The organism is Paenarthrobacter sp. NPDC090517, assembly GCF_044769165.1.
In the GTDB taxonomy this organism is placed as follows: Bacteria; Actinomycetota; Actinomycetes; order Actinomycetales; family Micrococcaceae; genus Arthrobacter.
This window is the reverse complement of sequence record NZ_JBIVXN010000001.1, coordinates 343,689-366,715: the sequence shown is the minus strand read 5'-3', so window position 1 is coordinate 366,715 and position 23,027 is coordinate 343,689. Positions and strand designations below refer to the sequence as shown.

The 23,027-nt window shown below is 62.1% G+C and carries 22 protein-coding genes; 19 read left to right on the top strand and 3 right to left on the bottom strand.

Translation table 11 applies throughout. The features are described 5' to 3' along the window. The first annotated feature begins 7 nt into the window (after positions 1-7). From aroC to nusB, 6 genes are all read left to right on the top strand, one after another. On the top strand, positions 8-1,207 hold the full coding sequence (gene aroC, locus ACIQTW_RS01670; protein WP_402933000.1) for a chorismate synthase: 1,200 nt from the start codon (positions 8-10) through the stop codon (positions 1,205-1,207). Then, a complete protein-coding gene (locus ACIQTW_RS01665; RefSeq protein ID WP_402932998.1) occupies positions 1,207-1,764 on the top strand; it encodes a shikimate kinase in 558 nt (185 codons plus the stop codon). The genes aroC and ACIQTW_RS01665 overlap by 1 nt, the downstream gene beginning before the upstream one ends. Continuing rightward, complete coding sequence (gene aroB / locus ACIQTW_RS01660; RefSeq protein WP_402932997.1) at positions 1,761-2,852, top strand: 3-dehydroquinate synthase; 1,092 nt, start codon at positions 1,761-1,763, stop codon at positions 2,850-2,852. Before ACIQTW_RS01665 ends, aroB begins: the two co-directional genes overlap by 4 nt. After that, positions 2,849-3,370, top strand: a complete 522-nt coding sequence (locus ACIQTW_RS01655) for a tetratricopeptide repeat protein (RefSeq protein WP_402932994.1) — start codon at positions 2,849-2,851, stop codon at positions 3,368-3,370. Before aroB ends, ACIQTW_RS01655 begins: the two co-directional genes overlap by 4 nt. A gap of 155 nt (positions 3,371-3,525) precedes the next feature. Further along, positions 3,526-4,089, top strand: coding sequence for an elongation factor P (gene efp, locus ACIQTW_RS01650; RefSeq protein WP_011774957.1), 564 nt, complete (start codon positions 3,526-3,528; stop codon positions 4,087-4,089). Beyond that, positions 4,089-4,499: a transcription antitermination factor NusB gene (nusB, locus tag ACIQTW_RS01645; protein ID WP_018777735.1), complete on the top strand. Its 411-nt coding sequence runs from the start codon at positions 4,089-4,091 to the stop codon at positions 4,497-4,499. The genes efp and nusB overlap by 1 nt, the downstream gene beginning before the upstream one ends. Before the next feature lie 70 nt (positions 4,500-4,569). Here nusB and ACIQTW_RS01640 read toward each other — a convergent pair whose 3' ends face one another. After that, positions 4,570-5,808, bottom strand: coding sequence for a PrsW family intramembrane metalloprotease (locus tag ACIQTW_RS01640; protein WP_402932989.1), 1,239 nt, complete (start codon positions 5,806-5,808; stop codon positions 4,570-4,572). A 155-nt stretch (positions 5,809-5,963) separates the two neighbouring features. Between ACIQTW_RS01640 and pyrR the strand changes: the two genes are divergently transcribed. From pyrR to ACIQTW_RS01575, 13 genes are all read left to right on the top strand, one after another. Then, entirely contained in the window at positions 5,964-6,548 is a 585-nt protein-coding gene (pyrR, locus tag ACIQTW_RS01635) for a bifunctional pyr operon transcriptional regulator/uracil phosphoribosyltransferase PyrR (protein WP_402932986.1), read from the top strand. Continuing rightward, the gene (locus ACIQTW_RS01630; RefSeq protein ID WP_402932984.1) at positions 6,545-7,552 is read left to right on the top strand and encodes an aspartate carbamoyltransferase catalytic subunit; all 1,008 of its coding nucleotides are present in this window, start codon (positions 6,545-6,547) and stop codon (positions 7,550-7,552) included. The genes pyrR and ACIQTW_RS01630 overlap by 4 nt, the downstream gene beginning before the upstream one ends. Beyond that, positions 7,552-8,877, top strand: a complete 1,326-nt coding sequence (locus ACIQTW_RS01625) for a dihydroorotase (RefSeq protein WP_402932981.1) — start codon at positions 7,552-7,554, stop codon at positions 8,875-8,877. The genes ACIQTW_RS01630 and ACIQTW_RS01625 overlap by 1 nt, the downstream gene beginning before the upstream one ends. Continuing rightward, on the top strand, positions 8,877-9,398 hold the full coding sequence (locus ACIQTW_RS01620) for a hypothetical protein (protein WP_402932979.1): 522 nt from the start codon (positions 8,877-8,879) through the stop codon (positions 9,396-9,398). The genes ACIQTW_RS01625 and ACIQTW_RS01620 overlap by 1 nt, the downstream gene beginning before the upstream one ends. Beyond that, positions 9,379-10,626: a glutamine-hydrolyzing carbamoyl-phosphate synthase small subunit gene (carA, locus tag ACIQTW_RS01615; RefSeq protein ID WP_091467809.1), complete on the top strand. Its 1,248-nt coding sequence runs from the start codon at positions 9,379-9,381 to the stop codon at positions 10,624-10,626. Before ACIQTW_RS01620 ends, carA begins: the two co-directional genes overlap by 20 nt. Next, positions 10,626-13,934, top strand: coding sequence for a carbamoyl-phosphate synthase large subunit (carB, locus tag ACIQTW_RS01610; protein WP_402932975.1), 3,309 nt, complete (start codon positions 10,626-10,628; stop codon positions 13,932-13,934). The genes carA and carB overlap by 1 nt, the downstream gene beginning before the upstream one ends. Continuing rightward, entirely contained in the window at positions 13,927-14,802 is an 876-nt protein-coding gene (gene pyrF / locus ACIQTW_RS01605) for an orotidine-5'-phosphate decarboxylase (protein ID WP_402932972.1), read from the top strand. The genes carB and pyrF overlap by 8 nt, the downstream gene beginning before the upstream one ends. Before the next feature lie 97 nt (positions 14,803-14,899). Beyond that, on the top strand, positions 14,900-15,226 hold the full coding sequence (mihF, locus tag ACIQTW_RS01600) for an integration host factor, actinobacterial type (RefSeq protein ID WP_309075522.1): 327 nt from the start codon (positions 14,900-14,902) through the stop codon (positions 15,224-15,226). Between the two features lie 21 nt (positions 15,227-15,247). Then, entirely contained in the window at positions 15,248-15,820 is a 573-nt protein-coding gene (gene gmk / locus ACIQTW_RS01595) for a guanylate kinase (protein ID WP_011774946.1), read from the top strand. Positions 15,821-15,859: 39 nt separating this feature from the next. Then, positions 15,860-16,120 carry a DNA-directed RNA polymerase subunit omega gene (rpoZ, locus tag ACIQTW_RS01590; protein ID WP_017197559.1) on the top strand — a complete coding sequence of 87 codons (261 nt, stop codon included), beginning with the start codon at positions 15,860-15,862 and terminating at the stop codon, positions 16,118-16,120. Between the two features lie 27 nt (positions 16,121-16,147). Then, the gene (coaBC, locus tag ACIQTW_RS01585; RefSeq protein ID WP_402932966.1) at positions 16,148-17,401 is read left to right on the top strand and encodes a bifunctional phosphopantothenoylcysteine decarboxylase/phosphopantothenate--cysteine ligase CoaBC; all 1,254 of its coding nucleotides are present in this window, start codon (positions 16,148-16,150) and stop codon (positions 17,399-17,401) included. 76 nt (positions 17,402-17,477) lie between these two features. Then, on the top strand, positions 17,478-18,707 hold the full coding sequence (gene metK / locus ACIQTW_RS01580; RefSeq protein WP_017197561.1) for a methionine adenosyltransferase: 1,230 nt from the start codon (positions 17,478-17,480) through the stop codon (positions 18,705-18,707). Positions 18,708-18,867: 160 nt separating this feature from the next. Next, entirely contained in the window at positions 18,868-20,958 is a 2,091-nt protein-coding gene (locus ACIQTW_RS01575; protein WP_402932961.1) for a primosomal protein N', read from the top strand. 44 nt (positions 20,959-21,002) lie between these two features. On the opposite strand, the gene ACIQTW_RS01570 is transcribed toward ACIQTW_RS01575, so the two are convergent. Continuing rightward, positions 21,003-22,085 carry a glycosyltransferase family 4 protein gene (locus tag ACIQTW_RS01570; RefSeq protein ID WP_402932958.1) on the bottom strand — a complete coding sequence of 361 codons (1,083 nt, stop codon included), beginning with the start codon at positions 22,083-22,085 and terminating at the stop codon, positions 21,003-21,005. Then, positions 22,082-23,026, bottom strand: a complete 945-nt coding sequence (locus tag ACIQTW_RS01565) for an alpha/beta fold hydrolase (protein ID WP_402932955.1) — start codon at positions 23,024-23,026, stop codon at positions 22,082-22,084. The genes ACIQTW_RS01570 and ACIQTW_RS01565 overlap by 4 nt, the downstream gene beginning before the upstream one ends. Position 23,027: the final 1 nt, after the last annotated feature.

The following is a 23,027-nucleotide window of genomic DNA, read 5'->3' as shown; positions in this document are numbered from 1 at the left end:
TGGTTATATGTTGCGTTGGTTGACTGCCGGTGAATCCCATGGCCCGGCCCTGATCGGAATTGTTGAAGGCGTGCCTGCCGGTGTTGAACTCACCAGTGGGCAGATTCGTGACGCGTTGGCGCGTCGCCGCCTGGGCTATGGACGTGGTGCCCGCATGAAGTTTGAGCAGGACGAGGTCACCATCATGGGTGGCGTCCGGCATGGACTTACCCAAGGTGGTCCCGTGGCCATCCAGGTCGGCAACACCGAGTGGCCCAAATGGGAGCAGATTATGTCTGCTGATCCCGTTGACCCTGAGGTCCTCGCCGACCAAGCCCGAAATGCACCTCTGACGCGTCCGCGTCCGGGTCACGCCGATTTCACGGGCATGCAGAAGTATGGCTTCGACGAAGCCCGTCCGGTCCTTGAGCGTGCCAGCGCGCGCGAGACCGCCACACGCGTGGCCCTTGGTACCGTAGCTGCACAGTTCCTGAAGCAACTGGGCATTGAGTTGGTAAGCCACACTGTTTCCATTGCCAGCGTGACCGTTCCTGAAGGCCGGCCTTTGCCATTGCCGAACGACGTCATAGCCCTCGACGCCGATCCCTTGCGCTGTTTTGACAGGGAAACGTCCAATGCCATGGTGGCCGAGGTGGATGCCGCCCACAAGGAAGGCGAAACCCTGGGCGGCGTGGTAGAGGTCCTGGCATATGGACTTCCCCCGGGACTCGGCAGCTACGTCCACTGGGATCGCCGCCTCGACTCACGTCTCGCGGCCGCCCTTATGGGCATCCAGGCCATTAAGGGCGTAGAAGTGGGCGACGGCTTCCTTACGGCTGCGCGCCGTGGATCTGCTGCCCACGATGAGATCCTCAAGGACGGCAATGGCAAGATCGTTCGCCAGACCAATCGGGCCGGTGGCATCGAAGGTGGCATGAGCATCGGTGAGGTTCTTCGTGTTCGGGCTGCCATGAAGCCGATTGCGACCGTCCCACGGGCGCTTCGCACCATTGATGTCAGCACCGGAGAGCCGGCCAAGGCACATCACCAGCGCTCGGATGTTTGCGCGGTTCCGGCAGCAGGCGTTGTGGCCGAAGCCATGGTGGCTTTGGTCCTCGCCGAGGCTGTAGCCGAGAAATTCGGCGGCGACTCCGTCGCGGAGACCCAACGGAACCTGCAGGGCTACCTCGAGAACATCCCGGCCACCCTGGACTCGGTCGGCCGGTAGTGGTCCGCGCTATCCCGGATGGCCGCCCCGTTGTTCTCGTAGGCCCCATGGCCGTCGGAAAATCGGCGATCGGCCAGCAACTGGCCCACCAGCTCCGTGTCCCGTTCGTGGACACTGACGCAGTGGTGGTAGCTGCCCACGGCAGCATCGCAGACATCTTCGCCGGCAGGGGAGAGCACGCGTTCCGCGAGATTGAAGCGCGGGCAGTGGCGAAGGCCATCGAGTCTGCCAAGGCAGAGCCGGCCATCATTTCCTTGGGCGGCGGGGCTGTGCTTGACTCCGGGACCCAGCAGTTGCTGGGGGAGTGCACCGTTGTCTATTTGGAATGCGATGCGGAAACCGTCGCAGACAGGATTGCGCGGAACACCGGGCGGCCGCTGCTGCAGGGTGACGCCATGACCCGCTGGGAAGCTTTGTTTGCCACTCGTCGTCCCGTTTATGAGCGTCTCGCGGACATTGTTATGGATGTCCGTTCCGGATCCGTGGCAGAAATCGGCCTCCATTTGGAGGAGCGGCTGCTCCAGCATGCAGCCTTGAAAGAGGAAGTTGAAAAGTGAGCAACGAAGCAACTGTCATCAAGGTGACCGGCCAGTCCGTTAATGAGAACTACGACGTCGTGGTGGGCCGTGGGCTGTTGGACACCCTGCCTGCCAAGCTTGGCGAACGCGTACGACGAGTTCTGGTGATCCACCCGAGGGCCCTTCGCCTTACCGGCGATACCGTCCGGGACGAGCTGGAGGCTGCCGGGTTCACGGCACTCACAGCCGAAATCCCGGATGCTGAAGAGGGCAAGCACATCCAGGTTGCCGCGTTCTGTTGGCAAGTGCTGGGACAGAACGATTTCACTCGGTCTGACGCCATTGTGGCAGTTGGTGGCGGCGCTGTAACGGACCTCGCCGGCTTCGTGGCCGCCACCTGGCTCCGTGGCGTCAAAGTAATCCACATGCCCACGAGTTTGCTCGGCATGGTGGATGCTTCAGTGGGTGGCAAGACCGGCATCAACACAGCCGAAGGCAAGAACCTTGTGGGTTCGTTCCACCCCCCGGCCGCAGTCCTGGCTGACTTGGACACGCTCCAGACCCTGCCCAAGAATGAGCTCATTTCAGGGATGGCCGAGGTCATCAAGTGTGGCTTCATTGCTGATCCGGCAATCCTGGACCTCGTGGAAAAGAACACAGACGCAGTCATGGATCCGGGATCCGATGTAGTTCGGGAGCTCATTGAACGCGCGATTACCGTGAAGGCCGAAGTCGTTTCACAGGACCTCAAGGAATCCGGCCTCCGCGAAATCCTGAACTACGGTCACACGCTGGGCCACGCGATCGAGCTCGTGGAACGCTACTCATGGCGTCACGGTGCCGCCGTTTCCGTTGGAATGATGTTCGCTGCCGAGTTGTCGCGAAGCGTCGGGCGTTTGTCCGATGCTGATGCGGACAGGCACCGCACCATCCTGGAGAGCCTTGGGCTGCCCATCACGTATCGCAGGGACCGCTGGCAGGGTCTTTTGGATGGAATGCGCCGGGACAAGAAGTCACGCGGCGATCTCCTCCGGTTCGTAGTCCTCGACGGCGTTGCCAAGCCCGGCATTCTTGAGGTCCCTGACACGTCACTCCTGTTTGCCGCCTACCAGGAGATCGCATCATGACCGTCACTCTTCGGGAAGGCGTCAGCGACTGGCCGACTGCAGGCTTCCCAGGAGTCCGGATGAACCCGGACACTTTGCTTCCTGTTGTTGTCAATGAGGAAGCCATGGAGTCCGCCCTCGCTGCGTCGGAAGACCCTGCGGATCGCATCATGGCCCTGCTGCTGGACAACCAGCCCAACGAGGCGGCCGAGCTGTTGGCCGAGGCACGCTATAAGGATCCGGAGTCCTTCCGGTTGAGGATTTTTGAAGCGGAAGTACACCGGGCAACCAACCGGCTGGACCGAGCCGTGCAGTTGTTCCGGCACCTGTTGCAGGATGTCCAGGGCAGCTCCAAGGAAGCGATCGTGCACCAGTATCTGGGCAGGGCATACTTCGTCAGCGGCAATGCGCTGGCAGCATCAGAGGAATTCGCAAAGGCACTGGACCTGCGCGTAGCCATGGCCGCCGATGCGGCGCTGATCTACTCCTCGGCTGTTGCCCTGCAGAGGGCCCGGAATGTACTTGAACTGGCTTCCTGAGGGCCCGGGAGACGCAGCTCGCAAGCCATAACCGTATTTGCCGGTAGAATGGTTCTTGGATTTTTGATAAATACGCGCTGGCCGGCCGTTTGGCATGCCTGCTTGGCATAGACAAACTGGCAGCTTGAACCAGTGAGAGAAACCAGAGGATACGAGTGGCAACCACAAACGACATCAAGAACGGGACCGTACTGAAGCTCGAGGGCCAGCTCTGGAACATCATTGAGTTCCAGCACGTCAAGCCGGGCAAGGGCGGCGCCTTTGTCCGCACCAAGATGCGCAACGTCATGTCCGGCAAGGTGGTCGATAAGACCTTCAACGCCGGCCTGAAGATCGAAACCGCAACGGTTGACCGCCGTGACTACCAGTACCTGTACCAGGACGGCGAAGATTTCGTCTTCATGGACACCCAGGACTACGACCAGATCACCGTGTCCGGTGCCACCGTAGGTGACGCCACCAATTTCATGCTCGAGAACCAGATGGTTAACATTGCCATCCACGAGGGCACGCCGCTGTACATCGAATTGCCCCCGAGCGTTGTCCTCGAAATCACCTACACGGAGCCGGGTCTTCAGGGCGACCGCTCCTCGGCAGGCACCAAGCCCGCAACTGTGGAGACGGGCTACGAAATCCAGGTTCCACTGTTCGTTGAGCAGGGCACCAAGGTCAAAGTAGATACCCGCGACGGCAGCTACTTGGGCCGGGTCAACGACTAGTGAGCGCACGCGGTAAAGCCCGTAGCAGGGCGCTCGAAGTACTTTTCGAGGCGGAGCAGCGCTCCGTTTCGGCTTTCGACGCGATGACAGCGCGCCGGGAGAAGACCGATCTTGTCATCAACCCGTACACGGTGGAAATCGTGGAGGGTGTTGTTTCCATGCAGGCAACCATCGATGAATTCCTGGAGACCTACGCCCAGGGCTGGACGCTGGAGCGTATGCCGTCCGTAGACCGCATCATCCTTCGTATCGGTGCGTGGGAACTTCTCTACAATGATGAAGTTCCGGACGGCGTAGCTGTCAGCGAAGCTGTGGCCCTTGCCAAGACAATGTCCACTGACGAGTCCCCGGCCTTCATCAACGGACTGCTTGGCCGCTTGCAGAAGCTCAAGCCGTCACTTCTCGCATAAGCAGACATGTGTAAATAGGACCCGCATCCACAGGATGCGGGTCCTTTTTACTGCTGGTAGGTCTTCTGCGCTACTGAAGCACCGCCGCCCTGAGAGAGGGGATGCTGCGCAGGTGCTCCAGTTCATCGTGCTGGTGGACGTGGACGTCGCGGCCGCTGAGGATGCGCTGCCGGGTAAACGCCAATGCTGTGGCCTCTTTGATGAACGATTTCATCTGGTTCCCACGGCCGCGCGACGACGCCCAACGAACAGCCTGCCGCCTGCCTCGGGACGTGGCCAGCATTTCCACCTCGGCTGGCGTGAACCAGCCTGCCCGTGCATACTCGAGGAGCCGTTGGCGGGTGAGTTTTCCTTCAGCAACGCGGAGAAGAATGATGCCTGCAGCCGCGATCAGGAAGATCGGCACCTGGACCACGAAGTACTCCACCAGGAAGTTCTGCCCCATGCTGTTCCAGCGGTTGTGCAGGAACATTGCGGGTAGCAAACCGATGAAGAAGGCCAGGACGGCATAGCCCGAGTGCCATTTCCGGGCTGCGAAGCCCATGATCAGTCCGGTTGTCCCCGTGAACACGGCGTGGGCGAACGGTGACATGACGCCGCGGAGGATAAATATTCGGACCAAGTCGGTGCCTGGATCGGTGGAGGAGGCTATCTCGCGTCCAAAGTAGAGGATGTTCTCCGTGAAGGCAAAGCCCGCGGCAATGGTGAATGCGAAGACCACCCCGTCTACCGGTCCATCAAAGTACTTGCGTGCTGCCAGGATCAGGACCAACAACCCCAGGGACTTGGTGAACTCTTCAACGATGGGGGCTTGGACCGTGGCCATGAAGTAGGCGAAAGCTTCTTCGCTGGACGTTGGGGCTGCAAGCGCAAAGACGGGCTGGATGAGCAGCGTCCCGGCAATGGAGACCGCGGCACCCCAGGTGAACGCGAACCACAGGAGCCTCTTTGGCTCCGGTTCCCAGCGATCGATCAGGCGTACGGTCAACAGCACCACGGACAGCGGAATGAGGGAGGCGATGAACCCGATCACGAAACCGGCAATGCCCGTGTTGCCTAGAAGGAACGGCACCACCAGCAACAGGCTGCCGAGGACCAGTACGGTTCCCACAATGAGCAGTGGCAGCATGCCCCAGGACTTCCGACCCTGCGGTGCGGGTGGCATCGCCCATGTTTGCCGGGGGAGGGATGTGGGATTACCAGGTGCCGGTTGATAGTTCCCCGGCTGCACACGGCCAATCCATGTGGGGTTGGCGCCAGGTTCCAGATATGGCCGCGGATAGGGCTGGCCGTGGTGGTTCATGGTCATGGGCAAGAGCCTATTCCACAGCGCGGAGTGTGAGCTTAAACTCGCGCTTCGGTATCGTCCCCGGTGAGGCGGGAAAGAGTCCCTGTGGTAGCTTGGAAAAGCAAATATTCCTTTTTTAATTCCGTCCCGTGAGGCGGGGAAAGGGGAGACGAGCGATGACTGAAGTCACTTCAGCGCATGTGCCGTCGCGGGTTGTTCTCAATCAGGCGGACATTGATCGTGCGCTCACTCGTATCGCCCACGAGATCCTCGAAGCCAACAAAGGCTCCCAGGACCTTGTCCTGTTGGGCATTCCCAGTCGCGGCTATCCTTTGGCAGTGCGGCTTGCCAACAAAATCGCAGCCGCCGACCCCACGGTGAACGCCGAGACGATGGTCGGCCAGCTGGATGTCACCATGTTCCGTGACGACCTCTCCCATCAGCCCACGCGTCCCCCACGCCACACACGGCTTCCGTTGTCCGGGATCGACAACAAGGTTGTTGTCCTGATCGACGACGTTCTCTATTCGGGCCGGACCATTCGCGCCGCGTTGGACGCTTTGGTTGACCTTGGCCGCCCGCGGATCGTCCGCTTGGCTGTGCTGGTGGACCGCGGCCACCGCGAGCTTCCCATCCGTGCAGACCACGTGGGCAAGAACCTGCCCACTTCTTCATCCGAAAAGGTCCGCGTCCACCTCGAAGAGATTGACACCGTGGACGGCATGCCCGTCAACGAGGTAGTAATTGAGGCCGGCAAGTGAAGCACCTCCTTTCCACCGAAAACCTCAGCCTCTTCGACGCCATTCGTGTTCTGGACACGGCTGAGGAAATGTCCGCAGTCGGCGAGCGTGAAGTAAAGAAGCTACCGGCTCTGCGCGGCCGCACCGTGGTTAACCTTTTCTTCGAAGACTCCACCCGTACCCGTATCTCTTTTGAAGCCGCGGCCAAACGCCTGTCGGCTGATGTCATCAACTTCGCCGCCAAGGGATCCTCGGTTTCCAAAGGTGAGTCCCTCAAGGACACGGCGCAGACACTCGCAGCCATGGGGGCGGATGCCGTCGTCATCCGCCACTGGGCTTCCGGCGCGCCACACCGGCTCGCTGCCACTGACTGGATTGACGCAGCTGTCATCAATGCTGGCGACGGCACCCACGAGCACCCGACCCAGGCACTGCTGGACGCTTTCACCATGCGTCGGCATTGGTCCCAGGTCAACGGCATCGAATCCACGGGAGCAGCCCTCAAGGGCATGCGGGTAGCAATTGCCGGGGATGTCCTGCACTCCCGCGTCGCCCGATCCAACGTTTGGTTGCTTAAGACCCTTGGCGCCGAGGTCACCCTGGTAGCGCCGCCCACCCTACTGCCCATCGGCGTCGAGCACTGGCCTTGCAAGGTCAGTTACAACCTGGACGAGACGCTGGAAGCAGGCATCGACGCCATGATGATGCTGCGTGTCCAGGGTGAGCGCATGAACGCCTCGTTCTTCCCCTCGACCCGCGAGTACTCGCGCCGCTGGGGTTTCGATGACGCCAGGCTCCGGACGCTGGACGACCTCGGTATGAAGGACACCATCATCATGCATCCCGGCCCCATGAACCGGGGGTTGGAGATATCTTCTGCGGCTGCCGATTCACCGCGTTCCACCGTGCTCGCGCAGGTGCGCAATGGTGTCTCGGTCCGAATGGCCGCCCTCTACCTGCTGCTCTCCGGGGACACCCGCGAAGCCGCCCCGAACGTAAGCCAGTCCAGCAAGGAGACCAACTGATGGCCGAGAACACCTACCTGATTCGTGGGGCCGCCATCCTCGGCGGCGAAGCTGAAGACCTCTTGATCCGTGACGGCGTTATCGAAGCACGCGGCAAGGATCTGACAGCTGACGACGCAACAGTCATCGATGCTCACGGCCTCGTCGCCCTGCCCGGCATGGTGGACGTTCACACCCACTTGCGTGAACCCGGCCGCGAAGACGCCGAAACCGTGGAAACCGGTACTCGGGCCGCTGCACTTGGTGGCTTCACTGCGGTCCACGCCATGGCCAACAGCAACCCCGTGGCAGACACCGCGGGCGTCGTGGAGCAGGTTCACAGCCTGGGCCGCGCCTCCGGTTGGGTTGATGTGCGCCCTGTCGGTGCAGTGACGGTGGGCTTGGCGGGGGAGCAGCTCGCCGAGCTGGGGGCCATGGCGGACTCCCGTGCCCAGGTTCGGATGTTCTCCGACGACGGCATCTGCGTCCACGATCCCGTACTCATGCGCAGGGCTTTGGAATACGTCAAAGCGTTCGACGGCGTGGTGGCCCAGCACGCTCAGGAGCCGCGCCTCACCGCTGGTGCACAGATGAACGAAGGTGCTGTTTCCGCGGTGCTGGGACTCACCGGCTGGCCGGCTGTCGCTGAGGAAAGCATCATTGCCCGCGATGTCCTGCTTGCCCAGCATGTTGGTTCCCGTCTCCACGTATGCCACGTCTCTACGGCGGGTTCCGTGGAAATCGTTCGCTGGGCGAAGGCGCGTGGAATCAACGTCACTGCCGAGGTCACCCCTCACCACTTGCTCCTCACTGATGAGCTGGTCCGTAGCTACGACCCCGTCTACAAGGTCAACCCGCCGCTGCGTACAGACGCCGACGTTCAAGCGCTCCGTGAGGGCTTGGCAGACGGCACCATCGACGTCGTGGGAACCGATCACGCTCCGCACCCCAGCGAGCACAAGGAATGTGAATGGGCGCAGGCAGCCATGGGCATGACCGGCCTTGAAACCGCCCTGTCCGTGGTCCAGGAGACCATGATCGAAACCGGCCTCATGACCTGGGCCGACTTCGCCAGGGTTACCTCCTTCACGCCGGCAGCCATTGGCCGTGTGGCTGATCAGGGCCGTCCGCTTGAGGCTGGCGAGCCTGCCAACGTCATCCTGGTGGACCCGGCTGCGCGTTGGACCGTTGACCCCCATAAAATGGCAACCATGGGCCGCAATTCACCGTTCAAGGGCAAAGAGCTGCCCGGCTCCGTGGTGGCTACTTTCTTCAAGGGCCACCCAACCGTACTCGGCGGACAGCTCAACACGCCGTACAGGTACCCGGCAGTCAGCAGCAGCTAATGGACAACCAAACACTGACCGTGCTCATCACGGTGCCGCTGATCGTCGTCGTCCTGGCGATGATCTGGTTGGGATGGCGCAACCGGCTGAGGCGACAAGCCGACGTCGAGCGCCTTCCCGAGGTGCCGGAGCAGCTGACGCCGGCAACCGTGGTCGCAGACGGCCAATACGTGGCCACCACCACGGCGGGCGACTGGCTGGACCGAATCGCAGTGCAAGGCCTGGGCATCCGGACCAATGCCGAACTGAGCATCCACACAGAAGGCGTGCTGTTCGACCGATCCGGTGCCGCCCCTGTGTTCATCCCGCGAGCCGCCCTGATGGACAGCCGCGAAGCCAACGGTATGGCCGGGAAATTCGTCGAAAAGGACGGACTCCTGGTTATCAACTGGAAGCTTGGAGCCCGGGAACTCGACACCGGGTTCCGTTCCAGGCACGCAACCGACAAGCAGCTCCTCCTCGAAGCCCTCCAGGATTTGATCTCCGCAGCCCCTCAGGCAGATGCCGATAGTGGAAAGTAATAAAGTGACGGATAGTAAAGCAGCCACCACACCCACCCCCTCAGCAGCAGTACTCGTGCTCGAAGACGGCCGCATGTTCCGCGGCCGCAGTTACGGAGCCCAGGGAACCGCTCTTGGTGAGGCCGTCTTCGCCACCGGCATGACCGGCTACCAGGAGACCATCACTGACCCCTCCTATGCGCGCCAGCTGGTGGTCCAGACTGCGCCGCACATCGGCAACACGGGCGTCAACAGCGAAGACGCTGAGTCCCGCCGCATCTGGGTAGCCGGATACATTGTGCGCGACGCCGCCCGCCGCCCCTCAAACTGGCGCTCTGAACGAAGCCTCGATGATGAACTGGTGGAGCAGGGAATCGTTGGCATCCAGGGCGTAGACACCCGCGCCATCACGCGCCACCTCCGCGAGCACAAGACCATGCGCGCAGGTATTTTCTCCGGCGAGGCCGCGCAGGCCACCGACAAGGAACTGCTGGACGCCGTCCTGGCCAGCGCGCCCATGGAAGGCGCAGCACTGGCTGAGGAAGTCTCCATTGACGAGGCCTACGTCGTGGAGCCCAAGGACCACGGCTGGGAAGGCGAGCCCCGCTTCTCCATCGCTGCCGTTGACCTTGGTATCAAGGCAATGACTCCGGTGCGCTTCGCTGAGCGCGGCGTGCGCGTGCACGTTTTGCCAGCCACTTCCACCCTGGAGGACGTCAACGCGGTCAAGCCTGACGGCTTCTTCATGTCCAACGGACCCGGCGACCCCGCTACGGCAGACCACCAGGTTTCGCTGCTGCGCTCGGTGCTCGACGAGAAACTCCCGTACTTCGGCATCTGCTTCGGTAACCAGATCCTGGGACGTGCCCTGGGCTTCGGCACCTACAAGCTCCGTTACGGCCACCGGGGCATCAACCAGCCGGTGATGGACCGCCGGACCGGCAAGGTGGAAATCACCTCGCAGAACCACGGCTTCGCTGTTGACGCGCCGCTGAACGGTTCCACCGTGGCGCCGGAAGAGCGCTTCGGTCGCGTGGAAGTCAGCCACGTTTCGTTGAACGACGACGTCGTTGAAGGACTCGCCTGCCTCGACATCCCGGCGTTCTCGGTCCAGTACCACCCCGAAGCTGCGGCCGGACCGCACGATGCTGCCTACCTCTTCGACCGCTTCATCGACCTCATGGCCGATACCAAGTCCAAGGCCACAGGCGCCAACTCCACCGACTCCAAGACTGAGGACAAGAAGTAATGCCCAAGCGTACAGATCTCAAGAGCGTCCTTGTCATCGGTTCCGGCCCCATCGTCATTGGCCAGGCGGCCGAGTTCGACTACTCCGGTACCCAGGCACTTCGCGTCCTCAAGGAGGAGGGCCTGCGGGTCATCCTCGTAAACTCCAACCCGGCCACCATCATGACGGACCCCGAGTTCGCCGATGCCACCTACGTTGAGCCCATCACCCCTGAGGTGGTGGAGAAGATCATCGCCAAGGAGCGTCCGGACGCCATCCTGCCCACCTTGGGTGGCCAGACGGCCCTGAACACTGCCATCGCATTGGACAAGAACGGTGTGCTGGAGAAGTACAACGTGGAACTCATTGGCGCGAACATTGCTGCCATTGAGCTCGGGGAAGACCGCGAGAAGTTCAAGGGTGTTGTGGAGCGTTGTGGCGCGGAGTCCGCACGCAGCCACATCATCCACACCATGGAAGAGGCCTTCGCTGCTGCTGAGGACCTCGGCTACCCCATGGTGGTCCGGCCGTCCTTCACCATGGGTGGCCTGGGCTCAGGTCTGGCTTACAACGAGGACGACCTTCGCCGTATCGTCGGCCAGGGCCTCCAGTACAGCCCCACCACCGAGGTCCTGCTCGAAGAGAGCATTCTCGGCTGGAAAGAGTACGAGCTTGAAATGATGCGCGACAAGAACGATAACGTCGTTGTTGTCTGCTCCATCGAGAACTTCGACCCCGTGGGCGTCCACACCGGTGACTCCATCACGGTTGCTCCGGCACTAACCCTCACGGACCGCGAGTACCAGAAGCTCCGCGACGTTTCCATCGCCGTTATCCGTGAAGTAGGCGTGGACACCGGTGGCTGCAACATCCAGTTCGCCATCGACCCAGCCACGGGCCGCGTAGTGGTCATCGAAATGAACCCGCGCGTATCCCGTTCCTCCGCGCTGGCATCCAAGGCAACGGGCTTCGCCATTGCCAAGATCGCAACCAAGCTCTCCCTCGGTTACACACTGGACGAGATCCCGAACGACATCACCCAGAAGACGCCGGCTTCCTTCGAGCCCACGTTGGACTACGTAGTGGTCAAGGTTCCGCGTTTTGCCTTCGAGAAGTTCCCGGCAGCCGACAACACGCTAACAACCACCATGAAGTCCGTTGGCGAAGCCATGGCAATGGGCCGCAACTTCACAGAAGCCCTGCAGAAAGCCCTTCGCTCATTGGAGCAGAAAGGCTCGCAGTTGGACTTCAGCTCCGTGCCGGAGTACGAGGTTGCCGAACTCATCGAGAAGGCCAAGCGACCCACGACGGACCGCCTGCACCAGGTGCAGCGTGCGCTCCTGGGTGGCGCCACGGTGGAAGACGTTTTCGAAGCTACCAAGATCGACCCCTGGTTCCTGGACCAGCTGCAGCTCCTCAACGAGACCGCGCAGGAGATCCGCAAGGCCGGCGTGCTCACCGAAGAAATGCTGCGCAACGCCAAACGCCACGGCTTCTCCGACGAGCAGATCGGTGCCTTGACGCACAACAACGAGGCAGTGGTCCGCGGCGTCCGCCAGGCCCTGGGCATTCGTCCGGTCTACAAGACGGTGGACACCTGTGCCGCTGAGTTTGCCGCTTACACCCCGTACCACTACTCGTCCTACGACGAGGAAGATGAGGTAGGCCTGCACGCCAAGCCCTCCGTCATCATCCTGGGTTCAGGGCCGAACCGCATTGGCCAGGGCATCGAGTTCGACTACTCCTGCGTCCACGCCTCCATGGCGCTCCGCAAGGCCGGCTACGAAACCGTCATGGTCAACTGCAACCCCGAGACCGTCTCCACCGACTACGACGTTTCCACGCGCCTTTACTTCGAGCCGCTGACCCTTGAGGACGTCCTCGAGGTCATCGCCGCTGAGGAGCGCACCGGTGGCGTCATGGGTGTCTTCGTGCAGCTCGGCGGCCAGACCCCGCTGAAGCTCGCGCAGCAGCTCGCCGACGCCGGTGTTCCGATCCTGGGCACCTCACCGGAAGCAATCGACCTCGCCGAGCACCGAGGCGCTTTCGCCCGGGTCCTGGACGAAGCCGGCCTGACTTCCCCGAAGAACGGCACCGCCGTTTCCTTCGAGGACGCCAAAAAGATCGCCGACGAAATCGGCTATCCGGTGCTGGTCCGCCCGTCTTACGTCCTGGGCGGCCGTGGCATGGAGATCGTGTACGACGAAGCGAACCTCTCCCGCTACATCGCCAACGCTACGGAAATCACCACGGACCACCCGGTGCTGATTGACCGCTTCCTCGAAGATGCGGTTGAAATCGACGTCGACGCTCTCTTCGACGGCACTGACATGTACCTCGGCGGCATCATGGAACACATCGAAGAAGCCGGTATCCACTCGGGTGACTCCGCTTGTGTGCTTCCTCCGATTACGTTGGGCAACAACGTGATCGAGCGCGTGCGCACGGCAACCCGTGCCATCGCTGAAGGTGTGGGTGTCCGCGGCCTCATCAACATCCAGTTCGCACTGGCTTCCGACGTCTTGTACGTCCTTGAAGCCAACCCGCGCGCTTCCCGCACAGTTCCGTTCGTTTCCAAGGCAACGGGTGTGCAGATGGCCAAGGCGGCTGCCCTTATCGGTACGGGTGTGACCATCAACCAGCTCCGCGGCGCCTACAAGATGCTTCCGGAAACGGGTGACGGCTCCACCCTCCCGTTGGACGCCCCGGTTGCCGTCAAGGAAGCGGTCCTTCCCTTCAGCCGCTTCCGTACTCCTGAAGGCAAGGTTGTAGATTCCCTGCTCGGCCCGGAAATGCGCTCCACTGGTGAAGTCATGGGCATCGACAAGCACTTTGACACCGCCTTCGCCAAGAGCCAGGCGGCTGCGAACAACGCGCTGCCCACCGAGGGCAAGATCTTCGTCTCCGTAGCCAACCGTGACAAGCGCTCGGTAATCATGGGCGTCAAGCGCCTGTCGGACCTGGGCTTCGAGATCGTCTCCACCGGTGGCACGGCTGACGTCCTGCGGCGCAACGGCATCCAGGCGACTCCGGTCCGCAAGGTTGCCGAAGGCAGCAGTGCCGAAGGCGAAGGCACCATTGCGGATCTGGTCATCGCCGGCGAGATCGACATGGTCTTCAACACGCCCTCCGGCGGCGAAGCCCGCAGCGACGGATACGAACTCCGTGCCGCGGCAACGTCCATCGGCATTCCCTGCATCACCACCGTTGCCGAGTTCAACGCCGCAGTGCAGGCCATTGAGGCACTGCGCACCTACGAATGGTCCGTGACCAGCCTGCAGGAGCACGCAGCCAACCTGGCAGCCGCAATGGAAGCAGCCAATGCCTGAGTCTGCTTCACCACAGCAAGAGCAGCAGCCGGCCGGGGAGTCCTTTGGCTCCCGGCTGGCTGCGGCCATGGCCTCGCGCGGTCCGCTGTGCGTTGGAATCGATCCGCACCCGCAGCTTTTGGCTGAATGGGGATTGAACGACGACGCCGCGGGACTGGAACGCTTTTCGCTCACAGTAGTGGAGGCCGTGGCTTCCCTCGCTGCCGCGGTCAAGCCGCAGGTGGCACTCTATGAGCGTCACGGCTCCGCCGGCATGGCAGTCCTGGAGCGCATCCTGACAGCCTGCACGGAGGCAGGCGTGCTCAGCATCGCTGATGCGAAGCGCGGGGACATCGGCTCAACCATGGCGGCGTATGCCGATGCCTGGCTGCGGGATGGTTCCTCCTTGGCTGCTGACTCCGTGACACTGAGCCCTTATCTTGGCTTTGAGTCGCTGCGCCCCGCTTTGGATCTTGCTGCGCAATACGGCAGGGGAGTATTTGTGCTTGCACTGACATCGAACCCTGAAGGAAAGTCTGTCCAGCATGTTGGCGGAGGCGACTCCGTGGCGCGCAGGATCGTGGCCGCAGCTGCAGCCGAGAACCAGCGGTACGAGGGCTCCCTTGGCTCTGTTGGCTTGGTTGTGGGAGCCACTATCGGTTCCGCGCTTGAGGATCTGGACATCCACCTCGACCCTGTCCGCGGGGCGATCCTTGCTCCGGGCCTGGGTGCCCAGGGCGCAACTCCGGCCGATCTTCGGGCGACGTTTGGCGCCGCATACCCGAGTGTCCTGGCGACCTCCAGCCGGGGGATCCTGTCCGCTGGTCCGTCCCTGGCCGGCCTTCGTGCCGCAACGGAAGAGACGCTGGCCGGGCTTCGCTCAGAGTAAGTTGGCTACCCTCATTGCGCAACGCGGCCCCTGCCGGTAGGTTCAGGATCAGTCCGCGTGATCTGGATCACAATTGCGATCTGACAGGGGTTTGGCAGTGGGCCTTAAAGAGCTGACACCGCAGGAACGTTCCGATGCGCTTGAAAAGGCTGCCAAGGCGCGGGCCGTGCGTGCTGCTGCCAAGGAAAAACTCAAGCGCGGTGAAGTGAGCGTTGCGGAGCTGATTTCTTCCGGTTCAACGGATGAAGCGATTGCGCGAATGCGGGTAGTGGAGTTGCTGGAGGCCCTGCCGGGTATTGGGCCCGTCAGGGCTGCGGGGATTATGGCGGAAATTGGCATTGCAGGATCCCGGCGTATCAGGGGCCTGGGAATTCATCAGGCCCGGGCGCTGGTAGATTTTATGGATACCCAGCAAAGCGTTTGACGCATCTCCCCGAAGGAATCCGTGAGCAAGAAACCCGGACTGACTGTCCTTGCAGGCCCCACCGCCGTTGGCAAGGGAACCGTATCCACCTACATCAGGGACAACTATCCAGAGGTTTGGCTCTCGGTCTCGGCAACCACCCGGGCTGCGCGTCCGGGTGAAAAGGATGGCGTTCACTACTTCTTCAAATCCGCCGAGGAGTTTGACTCGCTGGTGGCTGAAGGTGAATTGCTGGAGTGGGCTGTTGTTCATGGGCAGAACCGCTATGGGACACTTCGCAGTACCGTTGACGCGGCCATTGCCGACGGGAAGTCAGTGTTGCTGGAGATCGACCTCCAAGGCGCGCGACAAGTCAAAGCTGCCGTTCCGGACGCGAATTTCGTGTTCCTGGCACCGCCCAGCTGGGACGAAATGGTCCGTCGCCTGGTGGGCCGCGGCACGGAAACTCCCGAGGAACAGCAGCGCAGGCTGGAAACCGCTAAACTGGAACTTGCTGCTGAACCGGAGTTTGACCACACCGTCATCAATGACGACGTTCGCCGGGCAGCGGACGAGCTTGTTTCACTCATGGGGCTTACCCCGCACCAGCGCTAAGCGCTTGCATTTGTTGGCCCGCTAAAATTTGGAGAATTCGTGTCCACGAACCTTGAAGGCATCATCAACCCGCCGATCGATTCGCTGCTTGAGGCTGCTGATTCCAAGTACGGCCTGGTCATCTTCGGCGCCAAGCGCGCCCGCCAGATCAACGCCTACTATGCACAGCTGCACGAGGGCCTGTTCGAGTATGTCGGCCCGCTGGTCGACACCAAGCTGAACGAGAAGTCGCTGTCCATCGCACTCCGCGAGATCAACGAAGGCCTTCTGGTTTCCACGCCGATCGAGCCCGCCGAATAACAAAGACTGCCTGTTGACGGAGGTCACGTGCGCATAGTCCTCGGAGTCGGGGGAGGGATCGCAGCCTACAAGGTTGCATCGCTCCTCCGGCTTTTTACTGAAGCCGGTCACAAGGTGACGGTCATTCCTACGGAAGCCGCAACCCGATTCGTCGGAGTGGCCACGTGGGAAGCCCTCTCCGGAAATCCCGTGAGCAATAGCGTCTTCGACGACGTTGAGAAGGTCAACCATGTCCGTTTGGGACACGAGGCTGACCTGATCGTGGTTGCTCCTGCCACGGCCGACCTCCTGGCTAAGGCAGCAACCGGACAAGCTGGAGACCTCCTCACCAACACGCTCCTCATGGCCCATGGGCCTGTTCTGTTCGCTCCTGCGATGCACACTGAAATGTGGCAGCATGCCGCCACCCAGGCCAATGCTGAGACGTTGCGCAGCCGTGGCGTGACGGTGCTCGAGCCTGCCTCGGGTCGCCTGACGGGTACTGACTCGGGTCCCGGCCGATTGCCCGAGCCGGAAGCAATCTTTGCCGCTGCCATGGCGCTGGCCGAGGCCTCCGTGGGCGAAGCGAAGGCTCAGCCCGCCGCAAACGCATCCTTGGCCGGCCGTACCTTCACCATTTCCGCAGGCGGGACCAGGGAGGCGCTGGACCCTGTCCGTTTCCTGGGCAACCGGTCCTCGGGAAAGCAGGGGGTCGCTCTCGCTGCTGCAGCCCTGGCTGCCGGGGCAACTGTGAGATTCCTCGCAGCCCACATGGACGTCGAGCCGCCTGCCGGCGTCGAGCTGGTTCGCGTTGAATCAGCTTTGGAACTGCGGGAGGCTGCGCTGGAAGCGGCCGTTGACTCCGACGTCGTCATTATGGCCGCTGCCGTGGCTGACTTCCGTCCGGCACAAGTTTCGGACACAAAGATCAAGAAGGTCGACGGCGAGGATGCGCCCGTTGTGCGGTTGATCCGTAACCCGGACATCCTGCATGAGCTCGTGGAACGCCGCAACGCCGAGGGCAGCCACCAGCTGATTGTTGGTTTCGCGGCCGAAACGGGCGACGCCCAGGGCGATGTCCTGGAACACGCGGCGGCCAAGCTCAAGCGCAAGGGCTGCGACCTCCTCGTGGTTAATCAGGTGGGCGTTGGCCGGGTATTCGGGCAGGATGACAATTCCGTGGTCATCCTTTCCGGCCACGGAGCTGAACCGCAGTCGACTGCCGGCTCCAAAGCCGACGTCGCCGCGGCCGTCATTGACAGGGTGGGCGCCGAACTCACACGGGTCTTTCCTGCTTTGTAACTGAGCCCACACCCGAATTCTTAGCAAAGGGACACACGGCAGATGCCGCCGTCCCGCAACCCAGTAAGGTGGTCGAGTGACTTTACCGCTGCACCATGAACACCATGGCACCCCGTCCAAGCTCCGGCTCTTCACTTCCGAGTCGGTCACTGAAGGGCACCCGGACAAGATCTGCGACCAAATCAGCGATGCCATTCTGGACGCGCTGCTGGCCGCTGATCCCGAATCCCGCGTGGCTGTTGAAACCATGGCCACCACCGGCCTGGTGCACGTGGCGGGCGAGGTCACCACCGACGCTTATGTGGAAATTCCGCAGATTGTCCGCGAGACCATCCTTGGCATTGGGTACGACTCGTCCGCCAACGGCTTTGACGGAGCCCGCTGTGGCGTGTCCGTTTCAATCGGGCAGCAGTCCAACGACATCGCCGGCGGCGTGTTCAACTCTCTCGAGGCCCGCGAGGGCCGCCAGGAGGACGACTACGACCTCCAGGGCGCAGGCGATCAGGGCATCATGTTTGGTTACGCCAGCGACGAGACGGCGTCCTACATGCCCACTCCCATCTGGCTGGCACACCGTTTGTCCGAACGCCTCACCGAAGTCCGCAAGAACGGCGAGCTGGCTTACCTCCGCCCGGATGGCAAGACACAGGTTACGGTAGGGTACGACGGCGACAGGCCGGTTTCCGTGGAAACTGTGGTCATCTCCAGCCAGCACGCAGAAGAAGCAAGCCTTGAGCAGCTTCGCGCGGACCTCGCCAGCTACGTGATTGACCCTGTGATGTCGGCGTCCAACTTGGACATTGCCCGCACGGCAAATATTCTCAACCCTGCCGGCGCCTTCGTTATCGGCGGTCCGGTAGGCGACGCCGGCCTCACTGGCCGCAAGATCATCGTGGACACCTACGGTGGCTTCTCCCGCCACGGCGGTGGCGCCTTCTCCGGCAAGGATCCGTCCAAGGTGGACCGCTCAGCCGCCTACGCCATGCGCTGGGTTGCCAAGAACGTGGTAGCCGCGGGACTGGCCAAGCGCGCTGAAATTCAGATTGCTTACGCGATCGGCCAGGCACGCCCTGTTGGAACATACGTTGAGACCTTCGGCACCGAAACTGTTGACCCGGCGCGCATCAGCGAAGCCATTGACGAACTGTTCGACCTCCGTCCCCGCGCCATCATTGATGCCCTTGACCTCAAGCGGCCCATTTACACCAAGACGGCGGCGCACGGTCACTTTGGTCGCGACGAACCCGACTTCACGTGGGAACGCCTGGACCGGGTGGCCGACCTGAAGGAATACTTCAACGCCTGACTTGTTGTGTCGTTGGCCGCTGTTTTTGTCGGTGGCCCGTGATTGGCTGGTGCCAGAGAGATGCCCGCAGCGGGTCGATCCCGCTGTGGGCATCCTGCGTTGAGGTGTGTAGAAGCGTTCCCTTGGAATGAGTTTGTGCAATGACCGGGAGGTGAAGAGCATGGCAGGACACGAGGCCCAACAGTCCTTGCTTCAGCCTTCGCTGCTTCAGGGATTTCCAGATAGGGCACCGGTCAACGGACCGCCCTTGGCGTCGGAGAATCCGGTGGCCCGTGTGGTGCTGGAGTCATCCGTGCCGCACCTCGACAGGCCCTTTGATTACAGTGTTCCTGCCGATCTCGCTGAAACTGCGGTCCCCGGCGTCCGGGTGAAAGTGAAGTTCAATGGCCAGGAACTTAACGGTTACATTGCTGAGCGCCGCGCGGGTTCCGATGCGGCCCACCCCCTGACTCCGCTCCATAAGCTGGTTTCCTCCGTAGCCGTCCTGACTCCGGCCACTATGGAGCTTGCCGGGACTGTCGCTGCCCGTTACGCCGGAACGTTGAGCGATGTCCTCAGGACGGCGATCCCTCCACGGGTAGCGAAGGTTGAGAAGGAACTGCTGGCTGGAGATTTCGATGCCGGCATAGTGGACCTGAAGCCAGCCACGGATGCCCATGCCTGGGCCTCCTACGCGAACGGGGCGGCTTACCTGCAGCACCTGGCCAGCGGAGGTTCGCCCAAAGCAGTCCTCACTGCTCTGCAGGGTTTCGGACGTGATGGTTGGCCGGCCCTCGTGGCCTCTGCTGTGGCTGTTGTGCGGGCCTCCGGGCGCGGAGCAGTGGTGGTGGTACCGGATTATCGGGATCTTGAGCAGTTGGAGGCTGCACTGGCCAAGGTCCTGCCCGCGTCCGACGTTGCGCGGCTAACGGCGGATGATGGACAAACTCCCCGTTACAGGAATTTCCTGCGGCTTCTAAGCGGCTCCGCAGGAGTTGCTATCGGCACTCGTTCGGCGGCATATGCTCCTGTGCGTGACCTTGGCTTGGTGGTGTGCTGGGACGACGGCGACGACCTCCACATTGAGCAAAGGGCTCCCTATGCCCACAGCAGGGAGGTCCTTCTGCTTCGGGCCGAGCAGGAGAACGCCGCCTGCCTTATGGCCTCCCATAGCCGCAGCACCGAACTCCAACGCCTCGTTGAAATGAAGTGGGCGGTGCCCATCGAAGCGCCGCGCACTACAGTCCGCGCCACGGCGCCCAGGGTTCTCAACACGGCTGACAGCTTCGAGCAAGAACGTGATCCGCTGGCCCGCATTGCCCGTTTGCCCGGAGCAGCGTGGCGGGCGGCCAAGGACGGCCTGGAACGCGGGCCTGTCCTGGTTCAGGTGGCCAGGGCCGGGTACGCCCCGTCCTTGGTGTGCGAGACGTGCCGGGAACTGGCGCGCTGCAACGCCTGCCAGGGGCCCCTGGCCGTGTCCAGCAGTTCCGCGATGCCGGCATGTCGGTGGTGCTCCACCCCCGCTCCTCAATGGCGTTGCACCCACTGCAGTGGGACAAAGCTGCGCCGTGGTGCGGCTGGAGTCATGCGGACTGCCGAGGAGCTGGGGCGGGCTTTCCCCGGCAAGGCCGTGGTGACGTCCTCCGGCGAACACATCAAGGCAACAGTCCCGGATGCACCCGCACTGGTAGTCGCTACGGTGGGTGCCGAGCCGGTGGCACCAAACGGTTACGCGGCTGCCCTGCTGTTGGACGGCAACTCGCTGCTCCGGCGGGAGAACCTGCGGGCGGGAGAGGACACTGTTCGCCGGTGGTTCAATGCCGCCTCCCTCGTGAAGCCGGCGGGCCAAGGCGGACTCGTGGTGATTACCGCGGACGATACCGCGGCGACGGGAGCACTGGTGCGGTGGGACGCCTCCGGCTACGCATCACGCGAACTGGCCCTTCGGAAGGAACTCCAGTTACCCCCGGCGGTCAGGGTGGCCTCCGTCACGGGCGCAAGGGCCGACGTCGTGCATTTCGCAGAAGCGTTCGAGGCCAGCGCCGCGCTCGACACCAAACTCCGTAGCGCCGGGCCTGCACCCGTGCAGCTGTTCGGCGGTGCCCAGTTGTCAGCTGCTGAGAGCGAAGCAGAGGTCAGGACGCTCTACTTCATTCCCTACGCTGACGCCGCGGAAACCACGCGTGCCATGCGGGCCGTGAAGGTAGCAAATGCCGCCAAACGGTCGTCGGGCCCGGTGCAGCTGCGACTGGATGGGGTTGACGTCCTCTAAGGCAGGGTTGACGTCCTTTATCCAAGTCCGTCCGGGGCCCGGGGCTAGACCTTCCGTTTACGCCGGGCCACGACTTCTTCCGCCGCAGCCAGGAGCTGCCGTGCCGATTCGTCCCAGTTGAATTCTGCAGCGCGCTCCACTGATTTGCGGGAGCGTTGCTGCCAAAGCGCGTCGTCGGCAAGTGCCGTGACAGCGGCGGCGAATTCCGTGTGCGACTCAGGTTGTACGTAGCTGACGGCGTCACCACCCACCTCCCGGAAAATCGGAATATCGCTTGCGATAACGGGGGTACCCAGGGCCATGGCCTCCACCAACGGCAAACCGTACCCTTCGGCCCGGGACAGGCTGATTAGCGCGGTGGCCCGCAGCAAGAGTTCGTCGTACTCGGCGTCAGTGACACCGTTGTGGAACAGGACTTTGGCTCCGTCGGGGACCAACGCCTCCAACTCAGCTTTGCGCTCAGGGGTAATCCGGCTAAGCAAATGCAACGTGTAATCGTGCAGTCCGGACATGCCCCGGATCATGGTTTCCACGTTCTTGTAGGGCATGAACGAACCCATATAGAGGAGGGACTTGTCTGCGCCGGCTCCAGGATCGCGGGGCGTTTGGCCGGGTTGGGGTGCGTTGCCCACAATGCGCACGGGACGTTTGGTGAGTTTGTACTTGGCCATGAGGGCTTCAGTGGTGCGGCTGATGGTGGCCACGATGTCCGCGCGATTCAGGAGGACACGCTGCGGCCAGAACGCCTTGTGGTAAAGCCTCCAGAGAAGGCGCACAGGGGCTGGCAGGAAGCCCGGGGGAGTTGGGTGCTCATAGTAAATGAGGTCGTGGAGGGTAAGCACGAGTCCGTAGCGGCGCCCCAGGGTGCCCATGGTCTGCATGGGACACACCACCACGTCAGCACCAAGGGGGTTGACTTTGCGGGAGACGAACAATTCCATGGGGGACAGCGGGCTGTTGAGCATCACATACGGGACGTCCGGCAGAAGTGCCAGTTGACGCTTGTCACTGATGAGCATGGTGACATCGGCAATTTTGGACGTTGCGGCTATGAGGCTGGAACCGTAGCGGCTAATGCCATCGTGATGGTCCGTTCGGGTAAAGCGGGCGTCGATGACAATTTTCACGCGGGATGTTCCTCCAGGAAGGTACGGATTGCTTCAGCGGCCGGAACCGGCGTCTCATAGTGGATGAGATGTCCGACGTCAGGAATTACTTCCAGCTTGGCGTCAGGTAGTCGCTTCATGAGTTTGTGCTGGTTGGGAAGAGTGGCGATCTCGTCTTTTTCTCCGGCGATCAGCAGCACGGGAAGTGTTAGTTTCCCGGCCACTTCCGCCACGTTGCCCGAGACTGAGGCCTTGAACGATTCGAGCAGGCTTTTCCTGTCGGCGAAGGCGCTGAAATAGGCATCGTGCTGGCCGTGGATGAAACGGCGCAGGGCTTTGTCCTTGGTTTTGGCCATGGTGATGCTCATGATGCGAACGATCACCCGATTCCGAAGGACCGCTAGTCCAAGCCGGCGGGGAAGCTTGGCAGACGCCTGGTAGTACAGCACCGCAAGCTTGGTCATGATGCCCTTGGGGCCTTCCAAAGCGGGCGCAGCAATGGGGTTGATCAGGATCAGCGGATAGATGGCTCCGGGGTTCGCGGCGGCAAAGTGACTGGCGACGATTGAGCCGAAGGAGTGGCCCAGCAGCACAGTCTCGTCATCCAAGTCGAGCGCGGCCATGAAACCGGAGATGAACTTTCCATATCGCTCAACGCTGTGTTCGTCCTGGACGAAAGGCTCCGAGCTTCCGAAGGCCGGCAAGTCCGGCATGATGATCCGCATCCCGGGTAGTTGGTCGGCTACGCGCAGTAACCCGTGGTGGTCACCCCGAAAACCATGGACCACCAGGATGGTGCGGGTCATGGGACTGCGGGTGACCGGTTCATAGGTCCAGTACGCCACCTTGCTGCCATCCACCTCAACCTCCGATGCATGCGTCCGCCCCGGCAAGGAATCGCTGAAGAATTCGCTGGGGGCCTGCGCACCCTGCGGGGAGTGAGCGGTGTCCACATTGTCCATT

What these genes read in the sequence shown, in the direction of transcription:
- aroC (WP_402933000.1), top strand. Translation starts at nt 8, where the DNA reads ATGTTGCGTTGGTTGACTGCCGGTGAATCCCATGGCCCGGCCCTGATC.
- ACIQTW_RS01655 (WP_402932994.1), top strand. Translation starts at nt 2,849, where the DNA reads ATGACCGTCACTCTTCGGGAAGGCGTCAGCGACTGGCCGACTGCAGGC.
- ACIQTW_RS01640 (WP_402932989.1), bottom strand. Translation starts at nt 5,808, where the DNA reads ATGACCATGAACCACCACGGCCAGCCCTATCCGCGGCCATATCTGGAA.
- pyrR (WP_402932986.1), top strand. Translation starts at nt 5,964, where the DNA reads ATGACTGAAGTCACTTCAGCGCATGTGCCGTCGCGGGTTGTTCTCAAT.
- ACIQTW_RS01625 (WP_402932981.1), top strand. Translation starts at nt 7,552, where the DNA reads ATGGCCGAGAACACCTACCTGATTCGTGGGGCCGCCATCCTCGGCGGC.
- ACIQTW_RS01620 (WP_402932979.1), top strand. Translation starts at nt 8,877, where the DNA reads ATGGACAACCAAACACTGACCGTGCTCATCACGGTGCCGCTGATCGTC.
- carA (WP_091467809.1), top strand. Translation starts at nt 9,379, where the DNA reads ATGCCGATAGTGGAAAGTAATAAAGTGACGGATAGTAAAGCAGCCACC.
- carB (WP_402932975.1), top strand. Translation starts at nt 10,626, where the DNA reads ATGCCCAAGCGTACAGATCTCAAGAGCGTCCTTGTCATCGGTTCCGGC.
- pyrF (WP_402932972.1), top strand. Translation starts at nt 13,927, where the DNA reads ATGCCTGAGTCTGCTTCACCACAGCAAGAGCAGCAGCCGGCCGGGGAG.
- ACIQTW_RS01575 (WP_402932961.1), top strand. Translation starts at nt 18,868, where the DNA reads ATGGCAGGACACGAGGCCCAACAGTCCTTGCTTCAGCCTTCGCTGCTT.
- ACIQTW_RS01565 (WP_402932955.1), bottom strand. Translation starts at nt 23,026, where the DNA reads ATGGACAATGTGGACACCGCTCACTCCCCGCAGGGTGCGCAGGCCCCC.